Below are 15,097 nucleotides of genomic sequence, written 5' to 3'. Positions count from 1 at the left end.
ATTGTTCGTCACTATCTAGGTCAGGCTACAAGCGACTCGAGTCTTCATACAAGGGGTATTTGCAAATCGGGCGATTTGTGATTTAGTGACACCAAAGTCACAAACGAACGTGACCGTGACGGGAGACATCCAAATGACCACCAGCAGTGGTATCGACCTGATGGACCTGCGGGCATTCGCCTCCGGATACGCGGACGAGATCTTCGCGCAGTTGCGCAACGAGGACCCTCTGCACTGGAACGACGAACCGAATGGCCCGGGATTCTGGTCGGTGACTCGATACGCCGACGTCAAAGCCGTTGCCGCGGACCACGACACGTTCACCGTCACACAGGGGACGCAGATCGCGAGCAGGCGCGCCGAAGGTGAAGGCGCCCGCAGCATTCATCACGTCGACCCACCGGAGCACGGTCCGCTGCGCAAGATCGTCACCCCGCACGTGCGCCCGGCCAAGGTGAAGGCCCTCGTCCCGGACATCGAGGCGGTGATCGACGAACTGTTGGACAAGGCCGTGGGCGCGGGGCCGATCGACCTGGTCGCGAACATCTCCGCCCAACTGCCCCTGGTGATGATCGGCCGACTGCTCGGCGCCCCGCTCGAGGACTGCCCGAACCTGCTGCGGTGGACGAACCAGATGGCGTCGGAGGACCCCGACTACTCCGCGGGCCCAGAGACCGCCGTGCGTGCCCGCGACGAGGTGTTCGCCTACTTCCGGGCCCTCGAGACCGAGCGTCGCGCCTGCCCGGCCGACGACCTGGTCAGCGTGCTGACCGCCGCCGAACTCGACGGCGTCCCGCTCAGCCGCGGCTACCTCGACGCCTACTACCTGATCCTGATGGTCGCCGGAAACGAAACCACCCGGAACCTGCTGTCCGGCGGTGTGCTCGCCCTGCACGAGAACCCGCAATGGTGGGACCTTCTGCGCGAGAATCCAGGCAAGATCCGCTCCGCGGTCGAGGAGATGGTGCGCTGGGTGTCGCCGGTGCTGTCGATGCGGCGCACCGCCACCCGGGACGTCGAGATGCACGGCAAGACCGTGAAGGCCGGCGACAAGGTCGTCATGTGGTTCTGCTCGGCGAACCGGGACGAGCGGGTCTTCGAGGACCCGAACACGTTCCGGGCCGACCGATTCCCGAACGAACACCTGGGTTTCGGGTGGGGCGATCACGCCTGCCTCGGCGCCAACCTCGCCCGCCTCGAGGCGAAACTGTTCTTCACCAAGCTCGTCGAACGCGGCATCGGCATCGACGTGGTCGATTCCCCGAAGCGTTTGCAGAGCAACTTCTTCCGCGGCATCAAGACCCTCCCCGTGCGATTGGAGCCGCGCAATGGCTGACACCTTCGACCGGGCCGGCTGCCTGATCGACGGCGCATGGTTCGTCCCGGGCGGGCCGGCGATCGACGTGATCGACCCCTACACCGAGACCGTGATCGGCGAAGTCGTCGATGCCGGGGAACGGATCGTCGACGACGCCGTCCGCTCGGCGGCGGCCGCTCATGCGGCGTGGCGGGACACCGCCGTCTCCGAACGCGCCGCACTGCTCGACCGGACCGCGGATCTGCTCACCCGTGACGGCGCGGCGATCGCGGCACTGGTCAGCCGCGAAATGGGAATGCCGATCTCGCTCGCGGAGGTCACCCAGGCCCAGCTCCCTGCCGACGTCTTGCGGGCCACCGCCCGCACCGCCCGCGACTTCCCGTGGTCGCAGGACATCGACGGGGCCACGCTGGTCCGACGCGGCAGCGGGGTCGTCGGCGCGATCACGCCGTGGAACATGCCGGTCCACCAGATCATCGCCAAGGTCTCGGCCGCGCTGGCTGCCGGATCGACCGTGGTGCTCAAGGCGTCGGAGATGACCCCGTACGACGCGGACGCGCTCGCCGCGCTCTTCCTCGAGGCGGGACTTCCGGCCGGGGTGTTCAACGTCGTGACCGGGATCGGTGCGGTCACCGGGGCCGCGCTGGCCGCGCACCCGGGCCTCGCGCACGTCTCGTTCACCGGCAGCGTCGTGGCCGGCCGCACGGTTGCCTCCCTGGCGGCGCAGACGTTGACCCGCTGCACACTCGAACTCGGCGGCAAGTCACCAGCAGTGGTGCTGCCGGACGCGGACCTCGAGACCGCGCTCACCGGGGTCGTCGCCTCCGGTCTGGTCAACTCCGGTCAGGCGTGCAACGCCACCACCCGGCTGCTGCTCCCCGAGGCGCTCGCCGCCGATGCCGCCGACGTGCTCACCGCGGCGGTCGCCCGGCACACCCTCGGTGACCCCGCCGACCCGCAGACCCGGCAGGGCCCGCTCGTCTCGGCCCGTCAACGGGACCGGGTCCTCGACTACATCGCCGACGCCGTCGCCGCGGGCGGGCATCTGCTCACCGGCACCGGCAAGCCGTCCGAGGTGTCCCCGACCGGATTCTTCGTCGACCCCACCATCGTCACCGGACTGCCGGAGGACGCCCGGGCGATCCGCGAGGAAATCTTCGGCCCCGTCCTCGCGGTGCAGACCTACACCGACGTCGACGACGCGATCCGGATCGCCAACGACTGCGCGTACGGATTGTCCGCGGAGGTGTGGTCCGGCGACGTCGAACGCGCCCGCGCCGTGGCCGGACGGCTCGACGTCGGTCAGGTCAAGATCAACGGCGTCCGCACCCGCAATCGGCCCACAGTTCCCTTCGGTGGCGTCAAGAATTCCGGCTACGGCCGCGAACTCGGCCACCTCGGCATCGAGGAGTTCACCGACGTGACGGCGGTAATGTCATGACCGGCAACACTTTCAGCGGAAACATCGTCGTCACCGGGGCGGCCTCGGGGATCGGTCTCGCGCTCGCCGACCAATTGAGTGCGGCCGGCGCCACGGTCTACGCCCTCGACCGGCGCGACTGCCCGATCGGGTCGGTGCGGACCCTGCTGTGCGACCTCTCCGATTCCGGATCGATCAGCGACGCCGTCGCGGCCCTCCCCGGCGAGGTCACCGGGCTGGCCAATGTGGCCGGTGTTCCGGGCACCGCTGCCGCGCAGACGGTGCTGGCGGTCAACCTCCTCGGGCCGCGCCTGCTCACCGAACTCGTGCTCCCCCGAATGGCCGAGGGAGCGGCGATCGTCAACGTCGCCTCCGTCGCCGCGTACCGCAACACCGAATCCCCGGAGTCGATCGATGCACTGCTGCGGGTCCGTGACCGCGCGGGCCTGCACGCCTGGCTGCGTGACCACCCCGTGAAGGGGCCCGCCGCCTACGACACCTCCAAACGCGCCCTCGTCGACTGGACGCAACTGCTGTCGGCGAAGCTGACGGCACGCGGCATCCGGGCGCTGTCGGTCAGTCCCGGACCGGTCGAGACACCGATCCTCGCCGACTTCGAAGCCAGCATGGGCGCCGACGCGATGGCACGATCCCACGACGCGGTCGGCAGGCACGGCTACCCCCACGAGATCGGCGCGGTCGTCGCGTTCGCCCTCTCTCCCGCCGCGTCCTGGCTCAACGGCATCGACATCCCGGTCGAAGGTGGCCTGTTCGCCACCCGTGCGGCCGCCAAATCCCCCGTTTTCGAAGGACTCTCGCTATGACCTCCTCCAGTAGCCCGGCCGAGCACGTCATCACCCTCGACGGCACCCATCCCAGCACCCGCGAGGTACTCGGCGGCAAGGCGTACAGCGTCAACAAGATGCGGGCGATGGGACTGCCGGTCCCCCCGGCGTTCGCGCTGCCCACCGGTGTGTGCGCGGTCTACCACGACAACGGCCGATCCCTGCCGGACGAGATCTGGCAGCAGGTCCTCGAACACCTGCGACGGCTCGAGGCGGAGACCGGCCGCCGGTTCGGCGCCGGTCCGTCCCCGCTGCTGGTCTCCGTTCGGTCCGGCGCCGCGCAGTCCATGCCGGGCATGATGGACACCGTCCTCAACCTCGGCCTGACCCCCGAACTGTGTGAGGCGCTCGCCGCCGAGACCGGCGATCAGCGGTGGGCGACCGACACCTGGGAGCGGTTCTGTCACAGTTACGCCGACATCGTCGCCGGGGACCCGAATGCCGCGCCGCCAAGCGATCCGCTCGAGCAATTGCGATCGGCGATCGGCGCCGTCTTCGACTCCTGGACCAACGAGCGCGTCAAGGCGTACCGCGCCCGGCACAACCTCGGCGCCGGCGCCGGAACCGCAGTCACCGTGCAGGCCATGGTGTTCGGCAACCGCGACGAACGGTCCGGGACCGGGGTGCTGTTCAGCCGGGATCCCGCGACCGGCGAGAACACCCTCTACGGCGAATGGCTGGCGAAGGCACAGGGCGAGGATGTCGTGTCCGGGGAGAAGACCCCGAACCCGCTCGTCACCGTCGGCGAGATCCTGCCCGACGTGTACCCGGAACTCGAGCGCATCGCCGAGGTCCTCGAACGTGAGCACCGCGATCTGGTCGACATCGAGTTCACCGTCGAAAGCGGCCGGTTGTTCGTCCTGCAATGCCGGGCCGGGAAGCGTGCGCCGCGCGCCGCGGTCCGGATCGCCGTCGACCTCGTCCGCGAAGGCCTCATCACGGCCGACGAGGCGGTCTCCCGCGTCTCGGCCGAGCAGGCCGCGAGCCTGGCGACAACGCACGCGGTGCACGCCGACCGGACGGTCCTGGCCGGCGGCCTCGGCGCCGGCCCCGGTGTCGCCGTCGGGCAGGCCGTCAGCGACCTCGACCAGGCCCTCGACCTCGCCGCGGCCGGCACACCGGTCGTCCTGGTGCGGCCCTCCACCGCCCCGGACGACGTGCCCGCGATGTTCGAATCGGTCGCCGTCGTCACCGAACTCGGCGGCAGCACCTCCCACGCGGCGCTGGTGTGCCGGGAGATCGGGCTGCCGTGCGTCGTCGGCGCCGGAGTCGGCACCGTCGCGAAGCTGACCGGGCTCACGGTGACCGTCGACGGCGCCACCGGCTCGGTCTACGAGGGCGACGCCCTGCACACCCCGGACGAGAGCGACGTCGACGAGTACCTCACCGAACTCCTCGGCTACCTGCCCGACACCGTCCCGGTGGATCATCCGCTCGCCCAGTTGCGCTCTGCGCACCTGGAACGGGCATAACGCAAGGTCAGAACGATGCGACACCTGCTATCAGTGATATCTTGTTCGCAAACTCGGGCGACGGAGAGGGGGCGGAGATGACCACACAGCGCCAGGTCCCACCGCGCACGCTCGACGACGTCTACACCCACGTCGGCCTCGTCGAACCCGGTGCGGCCACCCCCAAACGACCCAACCGCCGCGGGGAGCTCACCCGGGAACGCATCGTGCAGGCCGCGATCGAATGCTTCAGCGAATACGGGTACACCCGCACCCGGGTCTCGGACATCACCCACCGCGCGAAGACCGCGCAGGGGAACTTCTACCGGCACTTCACCGACCTGGACGACGTGTTCCTCGCCGCCATGCACACCGGGCTCCAGGAGTTGTCCGAGGCCACCAGCCGCAAGACCACGACCAGCGGCGAACTCGAAGCGCTGATCGAGGTCAACATCACCTATCTGCACGCCTACTCCCGGCACCGGCACATCCTGCGACTGCTGCGTGAAGCTGCCGCCGCCAGCGCCAACGAGGGTTTTCAGCAGTTGTGGCTGCAACTGCGTGACGACTTCATCGCACGCACCCGCCGCTGGCTGGAGAAGCTGCACGACCGCGGGGAGATCGGGGACACCAACCTCGATCTGCTCGCCGAGTCGCTCGGCTGCATGACCGAGCAGATGGCCTACGTGCACGTCGGTCTCCCCGCCTCGACCCCCAAACGCGAACGCATCGACGAACTCGGCCGCGCCCTCGGTGAGGTCTGGTTCCGGGCACTGCCCCCGGCCGCGTCGCCCTCCGAGCACTGACCGCATTCGGTTTCCTTCGGCCGCGACTGGCCGATCCGTGTCGCCTTCCCTTTGAGCTGCAACGAAAGATGCACCCATGACCTCCGTCGCACCCGATTCTCTCGGCTACACCGTCCGTGTCGCCGATGTCATCGCCGAGACACCCGACGCCTCCTCCCTCGTCATCGACGTCCCGCAGGAGATCGCCCACCAATTCGCGTATCGGCCCGGGCAATTCCTCACCGTCCGGATCCCCAGCGAACGCACCGGTTCGGTGGCGCGCTGTTACTCCATCGCCAGCTCCCCCAGCACGGACGACCGCATCAAGGTGACGGTCAAGCGCACCGCCGACGGATACGGCTCGAACTGGCTGTGCGACAACATCACCGCAGGCGACGACGTGCATGTGCTGCCGCCGTCGGGCACGTTCACCCCGCACAGTCTCGACGGCGACTTCCAGCTCTTCGCCGCCGGCAGCGGCGTCACCCCGGTGATGTCGATCCTCAAGACCGTGCTGGCGTCCGCGACCGGAACCGTGTCCCTGTACTACGCCAACCGGGATCGGGAATCGATCATCTTCGACGCCGAACTCGCCGACCTCGCCAAGAAGCACGCGGACCGGCTCACCGTCGAGCACCGACTGGAGAGCGAGGCCGGGTTACCGACCCCGGACAATCTCACCCAATTCGCAGACGGCGGCCAGGCCGGCACCGTCTTCGTCTGCGGACCCGCACCCTTCATGGCCATGGTCAAGGAGACACTGACCAGCATCGGGTACGACCGGCACCGGATTCACATCGAGGAATTCCGCTCCCTCGACGGCGACCCCTTCGCGCCGATCAGGCAGGTCACCGCCGACGACGACGCCCAAACGTCGACCGTGGACGTCACCCTGGACGGCGACACCCACACGCTGTCGTGGCCGGCCGACGCCACCCTGATCGACGTCATGGTGGGCGCCGGGATCGACGCCCCCTACTCCTGCCGCGAAGGCGAATGCGGATCCTGCGCCTGCACGCTCATGGAGGGGACCGTCGATCCCGGGGTCACCGACGCCCTCGACCCCGACGACGTCGCCGACGGCTACATCCTCGGCTGCCAGGCGAAGCCGACCAGTCCCACGCTGAAGATCGAATTCTAGGTCGGGGCCTGTCAGCTGGCGGGGTCGTACCCGAACTCGCGCACCTCCTGCGCGCACCGGCAGGCAACCGCGAGTTTCGCGGCCCATTCCAGTGCCGCCTCACGGGACGGCAGTTCCAGTACCGCGTAGCCGCCTTCGAGCTGCGTCGTCTGCGGGTAGGTGCCCTCGGTCACGGTCCCGTCCCCATCGACCATGACGGGCGGAACACTTCCGTCGATGCCGCCGCCGAACACCCAGACGCCGGCGTCCTTCGCCGCCTGGACCACCGCGTGCGACGCATCGGACACTGCCTGCAGATCCCCGTCGGGAACGACCATGGCGTCACTCGGGAACGAGATCAGGTACTTCGTCATCGCGTCGACTCCTTCATCGCGCTCTTCTTCACCGACCTGATTCAAGGCTCTCACGTTCGGCCGCCGCGAGGATCGCATCGATCACCGTGTCGAAGACGATATCCCGGCGATCCCGGCCCGGTCTCACGAGTTCAGTTGCGCCAGCACTTCTGCCGCGGCTCGGTGGCCGGACCGAATCGCCCCGTCCATATAGCCGTTCCAGGTGTCGGAGGTTTCCGCGCCCGCCCAGTGCAGACGCCCGATGGGATCGGAAAGGGCGGCGCCGTACTGCGTCCACACGCCGGCACCGAGTCGGCCGCCGTAGCAGCCGCGGGTGTACTCCTCTGCCATCCAGTCTTGTTCGAGGTAGTCCACAGGTTCACCGGCGGCAGGGCCGAACAGCTTCGTCAGCGTCGCCACGGCCGAGGCTCGGCGCTCGGCGGGAGTCCGGAGCGCAGCGGTGCGGGCGTGGGCGCCCTCGAAGAATCCGACGAGGACACCGCACGAGCCGTCGGCGGGTGAATTGTCCAGGGTGATACTCAGCTCGTCGTCCAAGTTGAAGGCGAACCCGTTGAGTCCCGCCTCCCGCCAGAACGGCGTCGGGTAGGCAATCTGAACCTTGATCACCGATCCCATCGGGATCTGCTGGGTGAGGCCGTCACGCGAACCGGGAAGCGCGGGCCGGTACCGGAGGCGGCCGGCCAATGTCGGGGGGATAGCCACGATTGCCTGTGCAGCGGTAACGGTTCCGCCGTCGAACTCGACGCGGACCCCACTGTCGTCGTGGGTGATCGTGTGAACCGGACTGTTCAGCCGGATCACCTCGTCCCCGAGCTCCGCGGCGAGCCGCTCGGAAATCTGATGTGTGCCACCGACGACACGCAGCTCCTGGGCACCACCCGTGGTGCCGACGAGAACGTCGATCATGCCGCCGGACTTGATATAGAAAAGAAAGTGCAGCAATGACATCTCGGCCGGTTGGGCGGAGAACGGGGCGGGCACGACCGCCGCCCAGAATGCCAGCGCCTCGGGGTCGTCGGTGTGGGTGCGCAGCCATTCGTCCAGAGTCTGGCGGTCCAGTTCGGAGGCGGCGGGTGATGCCCACGGCGACGACAGCGACACCGTGCCGGCCAGCCCCTCGAGTTCCTGCTGGAGCCGGCCGACCTCCACCGCCGCGCCATCGGAGAGACCGAACGTCGCGTCGGAGTACCTGGTGACCTTCCCCTTGTAGAGGGTGACCGCGTCGCCGTCGTCGTAGGTCGGGAACGTCTCGAGTCCGAGTTCGCCGATCAACTTCAACACCTCGGTCTGGGTCCGGCCGATCCACTGACCACCCATCTCCACCGGGACGCCGCCTGCCAGGTGTCCGCCGAGGTTGCGCCCGGCCACCCGATCGCGTGCTTCCAGTACCGTCACACTGCGTCTGGCAGCGGCCAGGGCCCTCGCCGCCGTGAGTCCGGCAAGCCCTGCGCCGACTACGACAACATCACAATCCGTCATCCCAATCCCTCCAAAAGTCGGTCGGTTGTCCGACCGTAATCTAGGTCACAGCATTCCGGTGTGCAAGAGTGGTGTCGAAACGGCGGGTGACATCGAGGAGGAGAGCGGTGGCCTACGTCAAGGCGGCAGAGCGCGAGGCACAGATCATCGCGGCGGCGATCAGGGAGTTCAGCGAGAGGGGCGTGCCCGGAACGACCCTTCGCGCTGTCGCCGGGCGGGCCGGCATCCCCCTCGGCACGCTGCACTACGTCTTCTCCAGCAAGGACCAGCTGCTTCGTGCAGTCATCACGACCGTCATCGCCGAAATCTCCGAGACGCTCCGCGCCGAACTCGATGCAGACAGGGGCGTGGAACACGCACTGCGCCACGGGGTGGGCAACTTCTGGAACAAACTGGTCACGACCAGGGTCGGGCTGCAGATCATGCAGTACGAACTCATCACCTATTCACTCCGGAGCGATTCCGCCGGGGGGCTGGCCCAGCTGCAGTACGAGCGCTACGGCGCGCTCGTCACCGAGTTCTGCGAGCGGGCCGCGCAAGCGGCAGGGGAACGCTGCGCCATCGGCTTCGACACCCTCGGCCGCATGGCGCTGGCCCAGGTCGACGGGTTGATCCTGCAATACATCGCGAAGCCGGATCCCGACCGCGCTCGACGCGACCTCGACCACGCGCTGAACATGCTCGTTCTCTACGCCGACCCGCAGCCGGTCGCGCGCACGAAGCCACTGAAGGCCGACACCGCCTGAGGTTCGGATCCGGGACGCTATTGCGTTCGGGTGGACCTCGCTCTACTTTGATTCGTACGGCTGTCCGACTTAGAAATTACGGTCGCGGCCGCGGCACTGGATCATCGACAACCCCGGAGTGAGACCGATGGCGCACAGCCCGAACGACAAGCAAGCAGCCACTATCGACACCAGCGTCGCCGTGGTCGGCGCCGGAATGTCGGGTCTGATTGCGGCCAGAGCGCTGCATCGACAGGGGATCGACGTGCTCGTTCTCGAGTCTGCGGACCGACCGGGAGGCCGGATGATGGCTGAAACCTCGGCTTTGGGCTCGCGGCTCGATCTGGGTGGGCAGTGGGTCGGCCACGGACACCACCGGTTCTCGGCGCTGGCCGCCGAACTCGGGGCCACCGTGTTCCCCATGCGCACACCGAAACGGCCGACCGTCGTCGGCGACGCCCGCACCATCTCGGCCGTGAGTCCGTCGATGCTGACGGCCGCTGCCGTTCTGCTGTCCTGGGAATTCCGGGCGAAGCGGGGAGCGCCGAAGCGATGGAACTCGACGACCGTGCAGGAGTGGCTCCGCACGGTGCCGACGGTCAAAGCCCGTCGACTCCTCGAAGTGGTCGTCGAGGTGTCGACGACGGCAGACCTCGACCGCCTCTCGATGGATGCGTTGGCCAAAATGATTCACTACCAGGGCGGACTCTCCACGATGTTGTCGACGAACGGCGGCGCACAGGAGAGTCTGATCGTCGAGGGTGCAGGAACCCTGACCGACAAAATTGCCGCCGAACTCGGACCACGGGTCCTCACGAGCAGTCGAGTGACATCCATCAGCCGAGACGACACAGGCGTCGTCCTCCGTACCCACTCGGCTCTCATCCGAGCGTCCAAGGCGATCGTGTCGACGCCGCCACCGGTGTCGGCCGCGATCGCCTTCGACCCTCCCCTTCCGGCAGGTCGGCGGCGCCTCGAGCAAGACATGTACATGGGATCGGTGTTCAAAGCGGTCGCGGTCTACGAGCGTCCTTTCTGGCTCGCTACCACTGATGCCGAATTCCTGTTTCTCGACGGCCCCGGGTTCGCGGTCTTCGATACCTCCCCACCCGGCGGTCCGGGCCACCTGTGTGTGCTGGTGGGCGGTCGGAAAGCTCGCGAACTCGATCGACTCGACGAAGCCGGCCGCAGGCAGGCGATCCTGGGACCCCTCGCCGCTGCGGTCGGGTCATCCGACATCCTGCAGCCGGCAAGCTGGCACGAAAAGTCGTGGCACCTCGACGAACACGCCGGCGGGGGATATCTGGCGCTACCGTCCGCAGGCAGCACGGTGGGAACGTTCCCATTGCCTTCGGATCCGATCGACGACATTCACTGGGCCGGGACCGAGACGGCGAGCGAGCACGCCGGTTACATCGAGGGGGCCATCGAATCAGGCGAGCGAGCCGCTCGCGAAGTCGCAGAAGCCATTCGGCTGGTGGACCACCGCTGACCGCCACCGGACGCGAGCAAGTGCGTCGACAGGCCGAATTCGTCGCGGACGTACCGGGCAATCCAGAAGACTGGGATCCACCACCAGATACGACGAACGGAGGGCCCACGCCTTGCCCGCATCCGTTGGAAGATGGCTCTCCGAGCGCCTCCGCTCCGGCGTCAGCGTGCTCGTGGCTGCCGTCGCGGCGATGCTCCTGGGCCCCGTCGGAATGTCGTCGATCGGTTTCGCCGACGCGAGCGTGATCGTGCTCTTGGTCTACCTCGTGACATATCTCGTGGCCACGGTCGCGGCGTTCTCCCTGGCGCCGGATGCGGTCGTTCAGCAGTGGGCCGAACGCGAGAGCCGCGGGACCGTACTGCAACGCTATGTCCTGGGCACCGCTCCCGGGCCGGGGGTGTCCCTCTTCATGGCGGCGATCGCACTCGCGGTCGCGGTGGTGTGGCTGCCCGGCCGTGGCGGCGGCGCACTGCCCGACCCACTCCGGATCGGCATCGCCGTCGTCCTGGTCGTCGTGTCCTGGACCTGTGTGCTGGTGTCGTTCGCGGTCACCTTCTACGCGGACAACGTCGTCGAGCAGGGCCACGCTCTGGGTTTTCCCGGCGGGTCGCCAAGGTGGGCCGGCTACGTCTACTTCGCCGTGTCCGTGATGACGACCTTCGGGACGACCGACGTCGACGTGACCTCCGATGCCATGCGCCGGACGGTTGCGGTGAACGCAGTGATCGCGTTCGTCTTCAACACCGTGACAGTGGCGACGGTCGTGTCCGTCCTCGCCGCCTCCTGAGGAGGAGTTACGTCGATTGCCGCTCCTCCACGACCCAGGCCGCGACCTGGGCTCGCGAGTTGAATCCGAGTTTGGTGAGTATGTGTTCGACATGTCCCTGCGCGGTGCGTACCGAAATCACGAGCCGGGCGGCGATGGCCTTGTTGGTCAGCCCTTCGGCGATCAGCTCGGCGACCTGTCGTTCACGTTTCGTCAGTTTCACCGATCCGGAGGGTCCGGAATCTTTCTGGAGCCGTTCGCCGAGTGCGTATGAAACGGCCGAATCGAGATCCATCTTCCGGCCTTGATGCTGTGCGTCCTGGTAGTCCTTTTCGGTGAGCATTCGGCGGACTGACCGTTCGCACTCGTCGTGATGAACGAGCAGGTCGGGGACGAAAACCGAAGTGCTTCCCACTGCGTGACCGATGGCTTCGGCGGCTCCCATCAAAATGCAGGCGCGCTTGGGATCGGTGCCGCCGGCGATCCACGCGAGAGCTTCGAGGCTGTTGGCGCAATTGACCGGATCGTCGACGAGACGGCTGAGCCGCAGCCCCTCCTCGAGCAATTCGGTTGCACGACGCCGTTCGCCCTGTCGCCACTGCGCAACCGCCATGACCCACAGGACGTAGGCCCGGTACACGGATTCGCCGTGACGATCAGTGATCGAGAGGGCTTCTTCGTAGCAGTCGACCGCCCGGCGAGGATCGTCGTCGAGCAGCTCGTAGGTCAGACCGAGCAACGTGAGCGTCTCGACGTGTATGACCAACTCGCGCTCCGCTTCTCGAAGCACAGTGAGGGCCCCCTCGAAACCGGTACACGCGCGCACGAGATCACCGTTGAAGATCCCGAAGACGCCGTCCGCGTGATCGACGACGGCGTGCGCGACGGGATCGGGCACATGGTCGGCCAGGGCATGCGCCTGCTCGACGAGGGCAGCAGCTCGCTGATGGTCCCGTTGCTGTTCGGCCATCAGGCAGTTGGCGTAGAGCGCTTTGACCGTCACGATCGTCGGCGGCAGATTCGGTGACAAGAGGAATCGGTCGAGCCATCGCCGTGTCTCGCTGAGCAGACCGCGGGTACTCCAGAGCAGGGACACCGCAGTCGCGATCTGCAAGCCTTCCTCGACGTCGCCCTCGGCCAGGCAGAACTCCATGGCATCCCGCAAGTTCGGCTGTTCGCGGTTGAAGCGGGCGAGCCATTCGATCTGCCGCGGGCCGATGAACTCAGCTTGAGCGGTCCGGGCCAACTGACGGTACCAATCCCGGTGCCGTCGACGCAGGTTCGAATAGTCGCCGGTCTGCTGAGCCTTTTCCCGGCCGTAGTCGCGGAGAGTCTCGAGCAGCCGGTATCGCACCGTGACGCCCTGGTCCTCCCGGTTCAGGATCGACTTGTCGACGAGCGATGCCACCGCGTCCAGGAGGTCCGGTGCGTCGCTGTCTGCACCGCATACTTGTTCTGCCGCATCCAGTTCGAAGCTACCCGCGAATACCGACAGTTGTTCCCATGCGCATTGCTCTCGCTCGGTGCAGAGTTCGTAGCTCCAATCGAGACACAACCTCAGCGTCTGTTGGCGCGAGGGCGCCCCCGCGGCTTCCGCGCGTCAGCAACGCGTAGCGGTCGCTCAGGCGTTGCAGGATCTGCTCGGGTGACATCGCCCGCAACCGCGCCGCCGCCAGTTCGATCGGTAGCGGCAACCCGTCCAATCGACGGCAGATTCGGGTCACCGCGGTCTTGTTGGTCTCGGTCAGCGCAAAGGCCGGTAGCGCGGCGGTGGCGCGTTCGGTGAACAGCGACACGGCGTCGTAGCGGGGAAGACCCTGGAGTGACGGCTCGCGATCCGGGTCGGGGACCGTCAGCGGTGGAACGCGCAAGGTCGCTTCACCGCCGATTGTCAGGGGTTCCCGGCTGGTCGCGAGAACACGCAGGCGGGGGCTCTGTTGCAGCAGTGCCGTCGCGAGGTCAGCCACGGCGTCGACCACTTGTTCGCAATTGTCCAGTATCAGCAGAAGTTCTCGCGAAGAGAGGAAGTCCAGCAGGACTTCACGAAGAGACCGAGCCGTCTGGTCACGCAATCCGAGGGTGGTGGCGACGACGTCGATCACCAGAGACGGGTCGCGAACCTCCCCGAGTTCGACGAGCCATGCCCCGTCGGCGAATTCGCGCTGCATTGCCGTGGCGACGCGTATCGCCAGACGGGTCTTCCCGACCCCGCCTATTCCGGTCAACGTCAGCAGCCGCGATGCTGCCAGTAGATTCTTCGCCTCGGTGAGTTCGTGCCTGCGTCCGACGAAGCTGGTCAATTCCAGAGGTAGGTTGCCCGTCCGGTGGGCGGCGGAACCGAGGGACGTGCGCGACGGAGAACGTGGCAGCGGCTCCGGTGTGGGGGTGTCCGGTGACGCGTTCAGTGCCATGACGTCGGCGGGCAAGCCGCGGCGGAGCTGGACGTCGCGCAGCTTCTCACCGAATGCGGCGGCAGAGGGTGGCCGGTCCTCGGGTCGGCGGGCCATTGCCTCCTCGATCACGACGGTGATGTCGTCCGCGATCCCCTGCTCCCGAAGATCCGGTGTCGGTTCGGTAGTGATACGGACGAACTGGGCCACCAGCTGTTCTCCGCTGCGCCGCTCGAACGCTGCATGCCCGGTGATCGCACAGAACAGGGTCGCACCCAGCCCGTAGATATCCGACGCCGGACTCGCGGACGCGCCGCCGAAGACCTCGGGTGCGGTGAACGCGGGCGAACCCGTGACGATGCCCGTCGCCGTTTCGAAGCCCCCGGACATGTGGGCGATCCCGAAGTCCGTGAGAGCCGGCTCGCCGTATTCGGTGAGGAGGACGTTTGCGGGTTTCACGTCACGGTGGACGATGCCCTGCCGGTGTGCGGTCTCGAGCGCACCAGCGAGCTTGACCCCGAGGTGCAGCACCTCGTCCGCCGACAGCGGGCCGTGCCGTCGGATCCGAGTGTCCAGGGAGCCCTGCGGGTGGTAGGGCATCACGAGAAACGGATCGCCGCTTCCCGTGATGCCGACTTCGAGCACGGTCACGATGTTCGGATGGCCGGTCAGACGACCCATCGCGCGCTGTTCCCGGAAGAATCGTTCCCGACTCTCCTCCGCGAGATCCGTGGTCAGAACCTTGACGGCGACGGTCCGGTCGAGCGTGGCCTGCGTGCACCGGTAGACGACGCCGAAGCCTCCGCGCCCGATCTCCTGGGCGTCGTCGAATCCGTCCGCAGTCAACTGCGCGGTGGCCGTCGGGTCCACATCGCGTCGGGTCTCGAACGGATCGTCATCGGCCACTGCTAGGTCGATTCATCCGAGCCATG

11 protein-coding genes and 1 pseudogene are annotated in these 15,097 nt (G+C 67.3%); 9 read left to right on the top strand and 3 right to left on the bottom strand.

Annotated features, from left to right (window positions below):
• Positions 1-133: 133 nt before the first annotated feature.
• From I1A62_RS28060 to I1A62_RS28035, 6 genes are all read left to right on the top strand, one after another.
• The gene (locus I1A62_RS28060; protein ID WP_219455531.1) at positions 134-1,336 is read left to right on the top strand and encodes a cytochrome P450; all 1,203 of its coding nucleotides are present in this window, start codon (positions 134-136) and stop codon (positions 1,334-1,336) included.
• Complete coding sequence (locus I1A62_RS28055) at positions 1,329-2,759, top strand: aldehyde dehydrogenase family protein (RefSeq protein ID WP_219455529.1); 1,431 nt, start codon at positions 1,329-1,331, stop codon at positions 2,757-2,759. The genes I1A62_RS28060 and I1A62_RS28055 overlap by 8 nt, the downstream gene beginning before the upstream one ends.
• Complete coding sequence (locus I1A62_RS28050; protein WP_219455527.1) at positions 2,756-3,562, top strand: coniferyl-alcohol dehydrogenase; 807 nt, start codon at positions 2,756-2,758, stop codon at positions 3,560-3,562. Before I1A62_RS28055 ends, I1A62_RS28050 begins: the two co-directional genes overlap by 4 nt.
• Positions 3,559-5,055: a pyruvate, phosphate dikinase gene (locus I1A62_RS28045; protein WP_219455526.1), complete on the top strand. Its 1,497-nt coding sequence runs from the start codon at positions 3,559-3,561 to the stop codon at positions 5,053-5,055. The genes I1A62_RS28050 and I1A62_RS28045 overlap by 4 nt, the downstream gene beginning before the upstream one ends.
• Positions 5,056-5,132: 77 nt before the next feature.
• A complete protein-coding gene (locus tag I1A62_RS28040; RefSeq protein WP_124391868.1) occupies positions 5,133-5,840 on the top strand; it encodes a TetR/AcrR family transcriptional regulator in 708 nt (235 codons plus the stop codon).
• Positions 5,841-5,916: 76 nt separating this feature from the next.
• Positions 5,917-6,960, top strand: a complete 1,044-nt coding sequence (locus tag I1A62_RS28035; protein WP_219455525.1) for a ferredoxin--NADP reductase — start codon at positions 5,917-5,919, stop codon at positions 6,958-6,960.
• An 11-nt stretch (positions 6,961-6,971) separates the two neighbouring features.
• Here I1A62_RS28035 and I1A62_RS28030 read toward each other — a convergent pair whose 3' ends face one another.
• Positions 6,972-7,313, bottom strand: coding sequence for a YciI family protein (locus tag I1A62_RS28030; protein WP_219455523.1), 342 nt, complete (start codon positions 7,311-7,313; stop codon positions 6,972-6,974).
• A 123-nt stretch (positions 7,314-7,436) separates the two neighbouring features.
• Complete coding sequence (locus I1A62_RS28025) at positions 7,437-8,792, bottom strand: flavin monoamine oxidase family protein (RefSeq protein WP_219455521.1); 1,356 nt, start codon at positions 8,790-8,792, stop codon at positions 7,437-7,439.
• 107 nt (positions 8,793-8,899) lie between these two features.
• On the opposite strand from I1A62_RS28025, the gene I1A62_RS28020 reads away from it, so the two are divergent.
• The 3 genes from I1A62_RS28020 (at position 8,900) to I1A62_RS28010 (ending at position 11,796) form a co-directional block, all read left to right on the top strand.
• Positions 8,900-9,538: a TetR/AcrR family transcriptional regulator gene (locus I1A62_RS28020; RefSeq protein ID WP_219455519.1), complete on the top strand. Its 639-nt coding sequence runs from the start codon at positions 8,900-8,902 to the stop codon at positions 9,536-9,538.
• 127 nt (positions 9,539-9,665) lie between these two features.
• A complete protein-coding gene (locus tag I1A62_RS28015) occupies positions 9,666-11,009 on the top strand; it encodes an FAD-dependent oxidoreductase (protein ID WP_219455517.1) in 1,344 nt (447 codons plus the stop codon).
• A gap of 112 nt (positions 11,010-11,121) precedes the next feature.
• Entirely contained in the window at positions 11,122-11,796 is a 675-nt protein-coding gene (locus I1A62_RS28010) for a DUF1345 domain-containing protein (RefSeq protein WP_257890562.1), read from the top strand.
• Between the two features lie 7 nt (positions 11,797-11,803).
• On the opposite strand, the pseudogene I1A62_RS46885 reads toward I1A62_RS28010, so the two are convergent.
• Positions 11,804-15,071: pseudogene (locus I1A62_RS46885) on the bottom strand (protein kinase).
• Positions 15,072-15,097 lie beyond the last annotated feature (26 nt).

Source organism: Rhodococcus sp. USK10, assembly GCF_019378875.1.
In the GTDB taxonomy this organism is placed as follows: Bacteria; Actinomycetota; Actinomycetes; order Mycobacteriales; family Mycobacteriaceae; genus Rhodococcus_F; species Rhodococcus_F pseudokoreensis.
This window is presented reverse-complemented; position numbering and strand designations above follow the sequence as displayed.

Excerpts from the sequence above, each read along its gene's own strand:
- I1A62_RS28060 (WP_219455531.1), top strand. The coding sequence starts at position 134 with ATGACCACCAGCAGTGGTATCGACCTGATGGACCTGCGGGCATTCGCC.
- I1A62_RS28055 (WP_219455529.1), top strand. The coding sequence starts at position 1,329 with ATGGCTGACACCTTCGACCGGGCCGGCTGCCTGATCGACGGCGCATGG.
- I1A62_RS28050 (WP_219455527.1), top strand. The coding sequence starts at position 2,756 with ATGACCGGCAACACTTTCAGCGGAAACATCGTCGTCACCGGGGCGGCC.
- I1A62_RS28045 (WP_219455526.1), top strand. The coding sequence starts at position 3,559 with ATGACCTCCTCCAGTAGCCCGGCCGAGCACGTCATCACCCTCGACGGC.
- I1A62_RS28040 (WP_124391868.1), top strand. The coding sequence starts at position 5,133 with ATGACCACACAGCGCCAGGTCCCACCGCGCACGCTCGACGACGTCTAC.
- I1A62_RS28035 (WP_219455525.1), top strand. The coding sequence starts at position 5,917 with ATGACCTCCGTCGCACCCGATTCTCTCGGCTACACCGTCCGTGTCGCC.
- I1A62_RS28030 (WP_219455523.1), bottom strand. The coding sequence starts at position 7,313 with ATGACGAAGTACCTGATCTCGTTCCCGAGTGACGCCATGGTCGTTCCC.
- I1A62_RS28025 (WP_219455521.1), bottom strand. The coding sequence starts at position 8,792 with ATGACGGATTGTGATGTTGTCGTAGTCGGCGCAGGGCTTGCCGGACTC.
- I1A62_RS28015 (WP_219455517.1), top strand. The coding sequence starts at position 9,666 with ATGGCGCACAGCCCGAACGACAAGCAAGCAGCCACTATCGACACCAGC.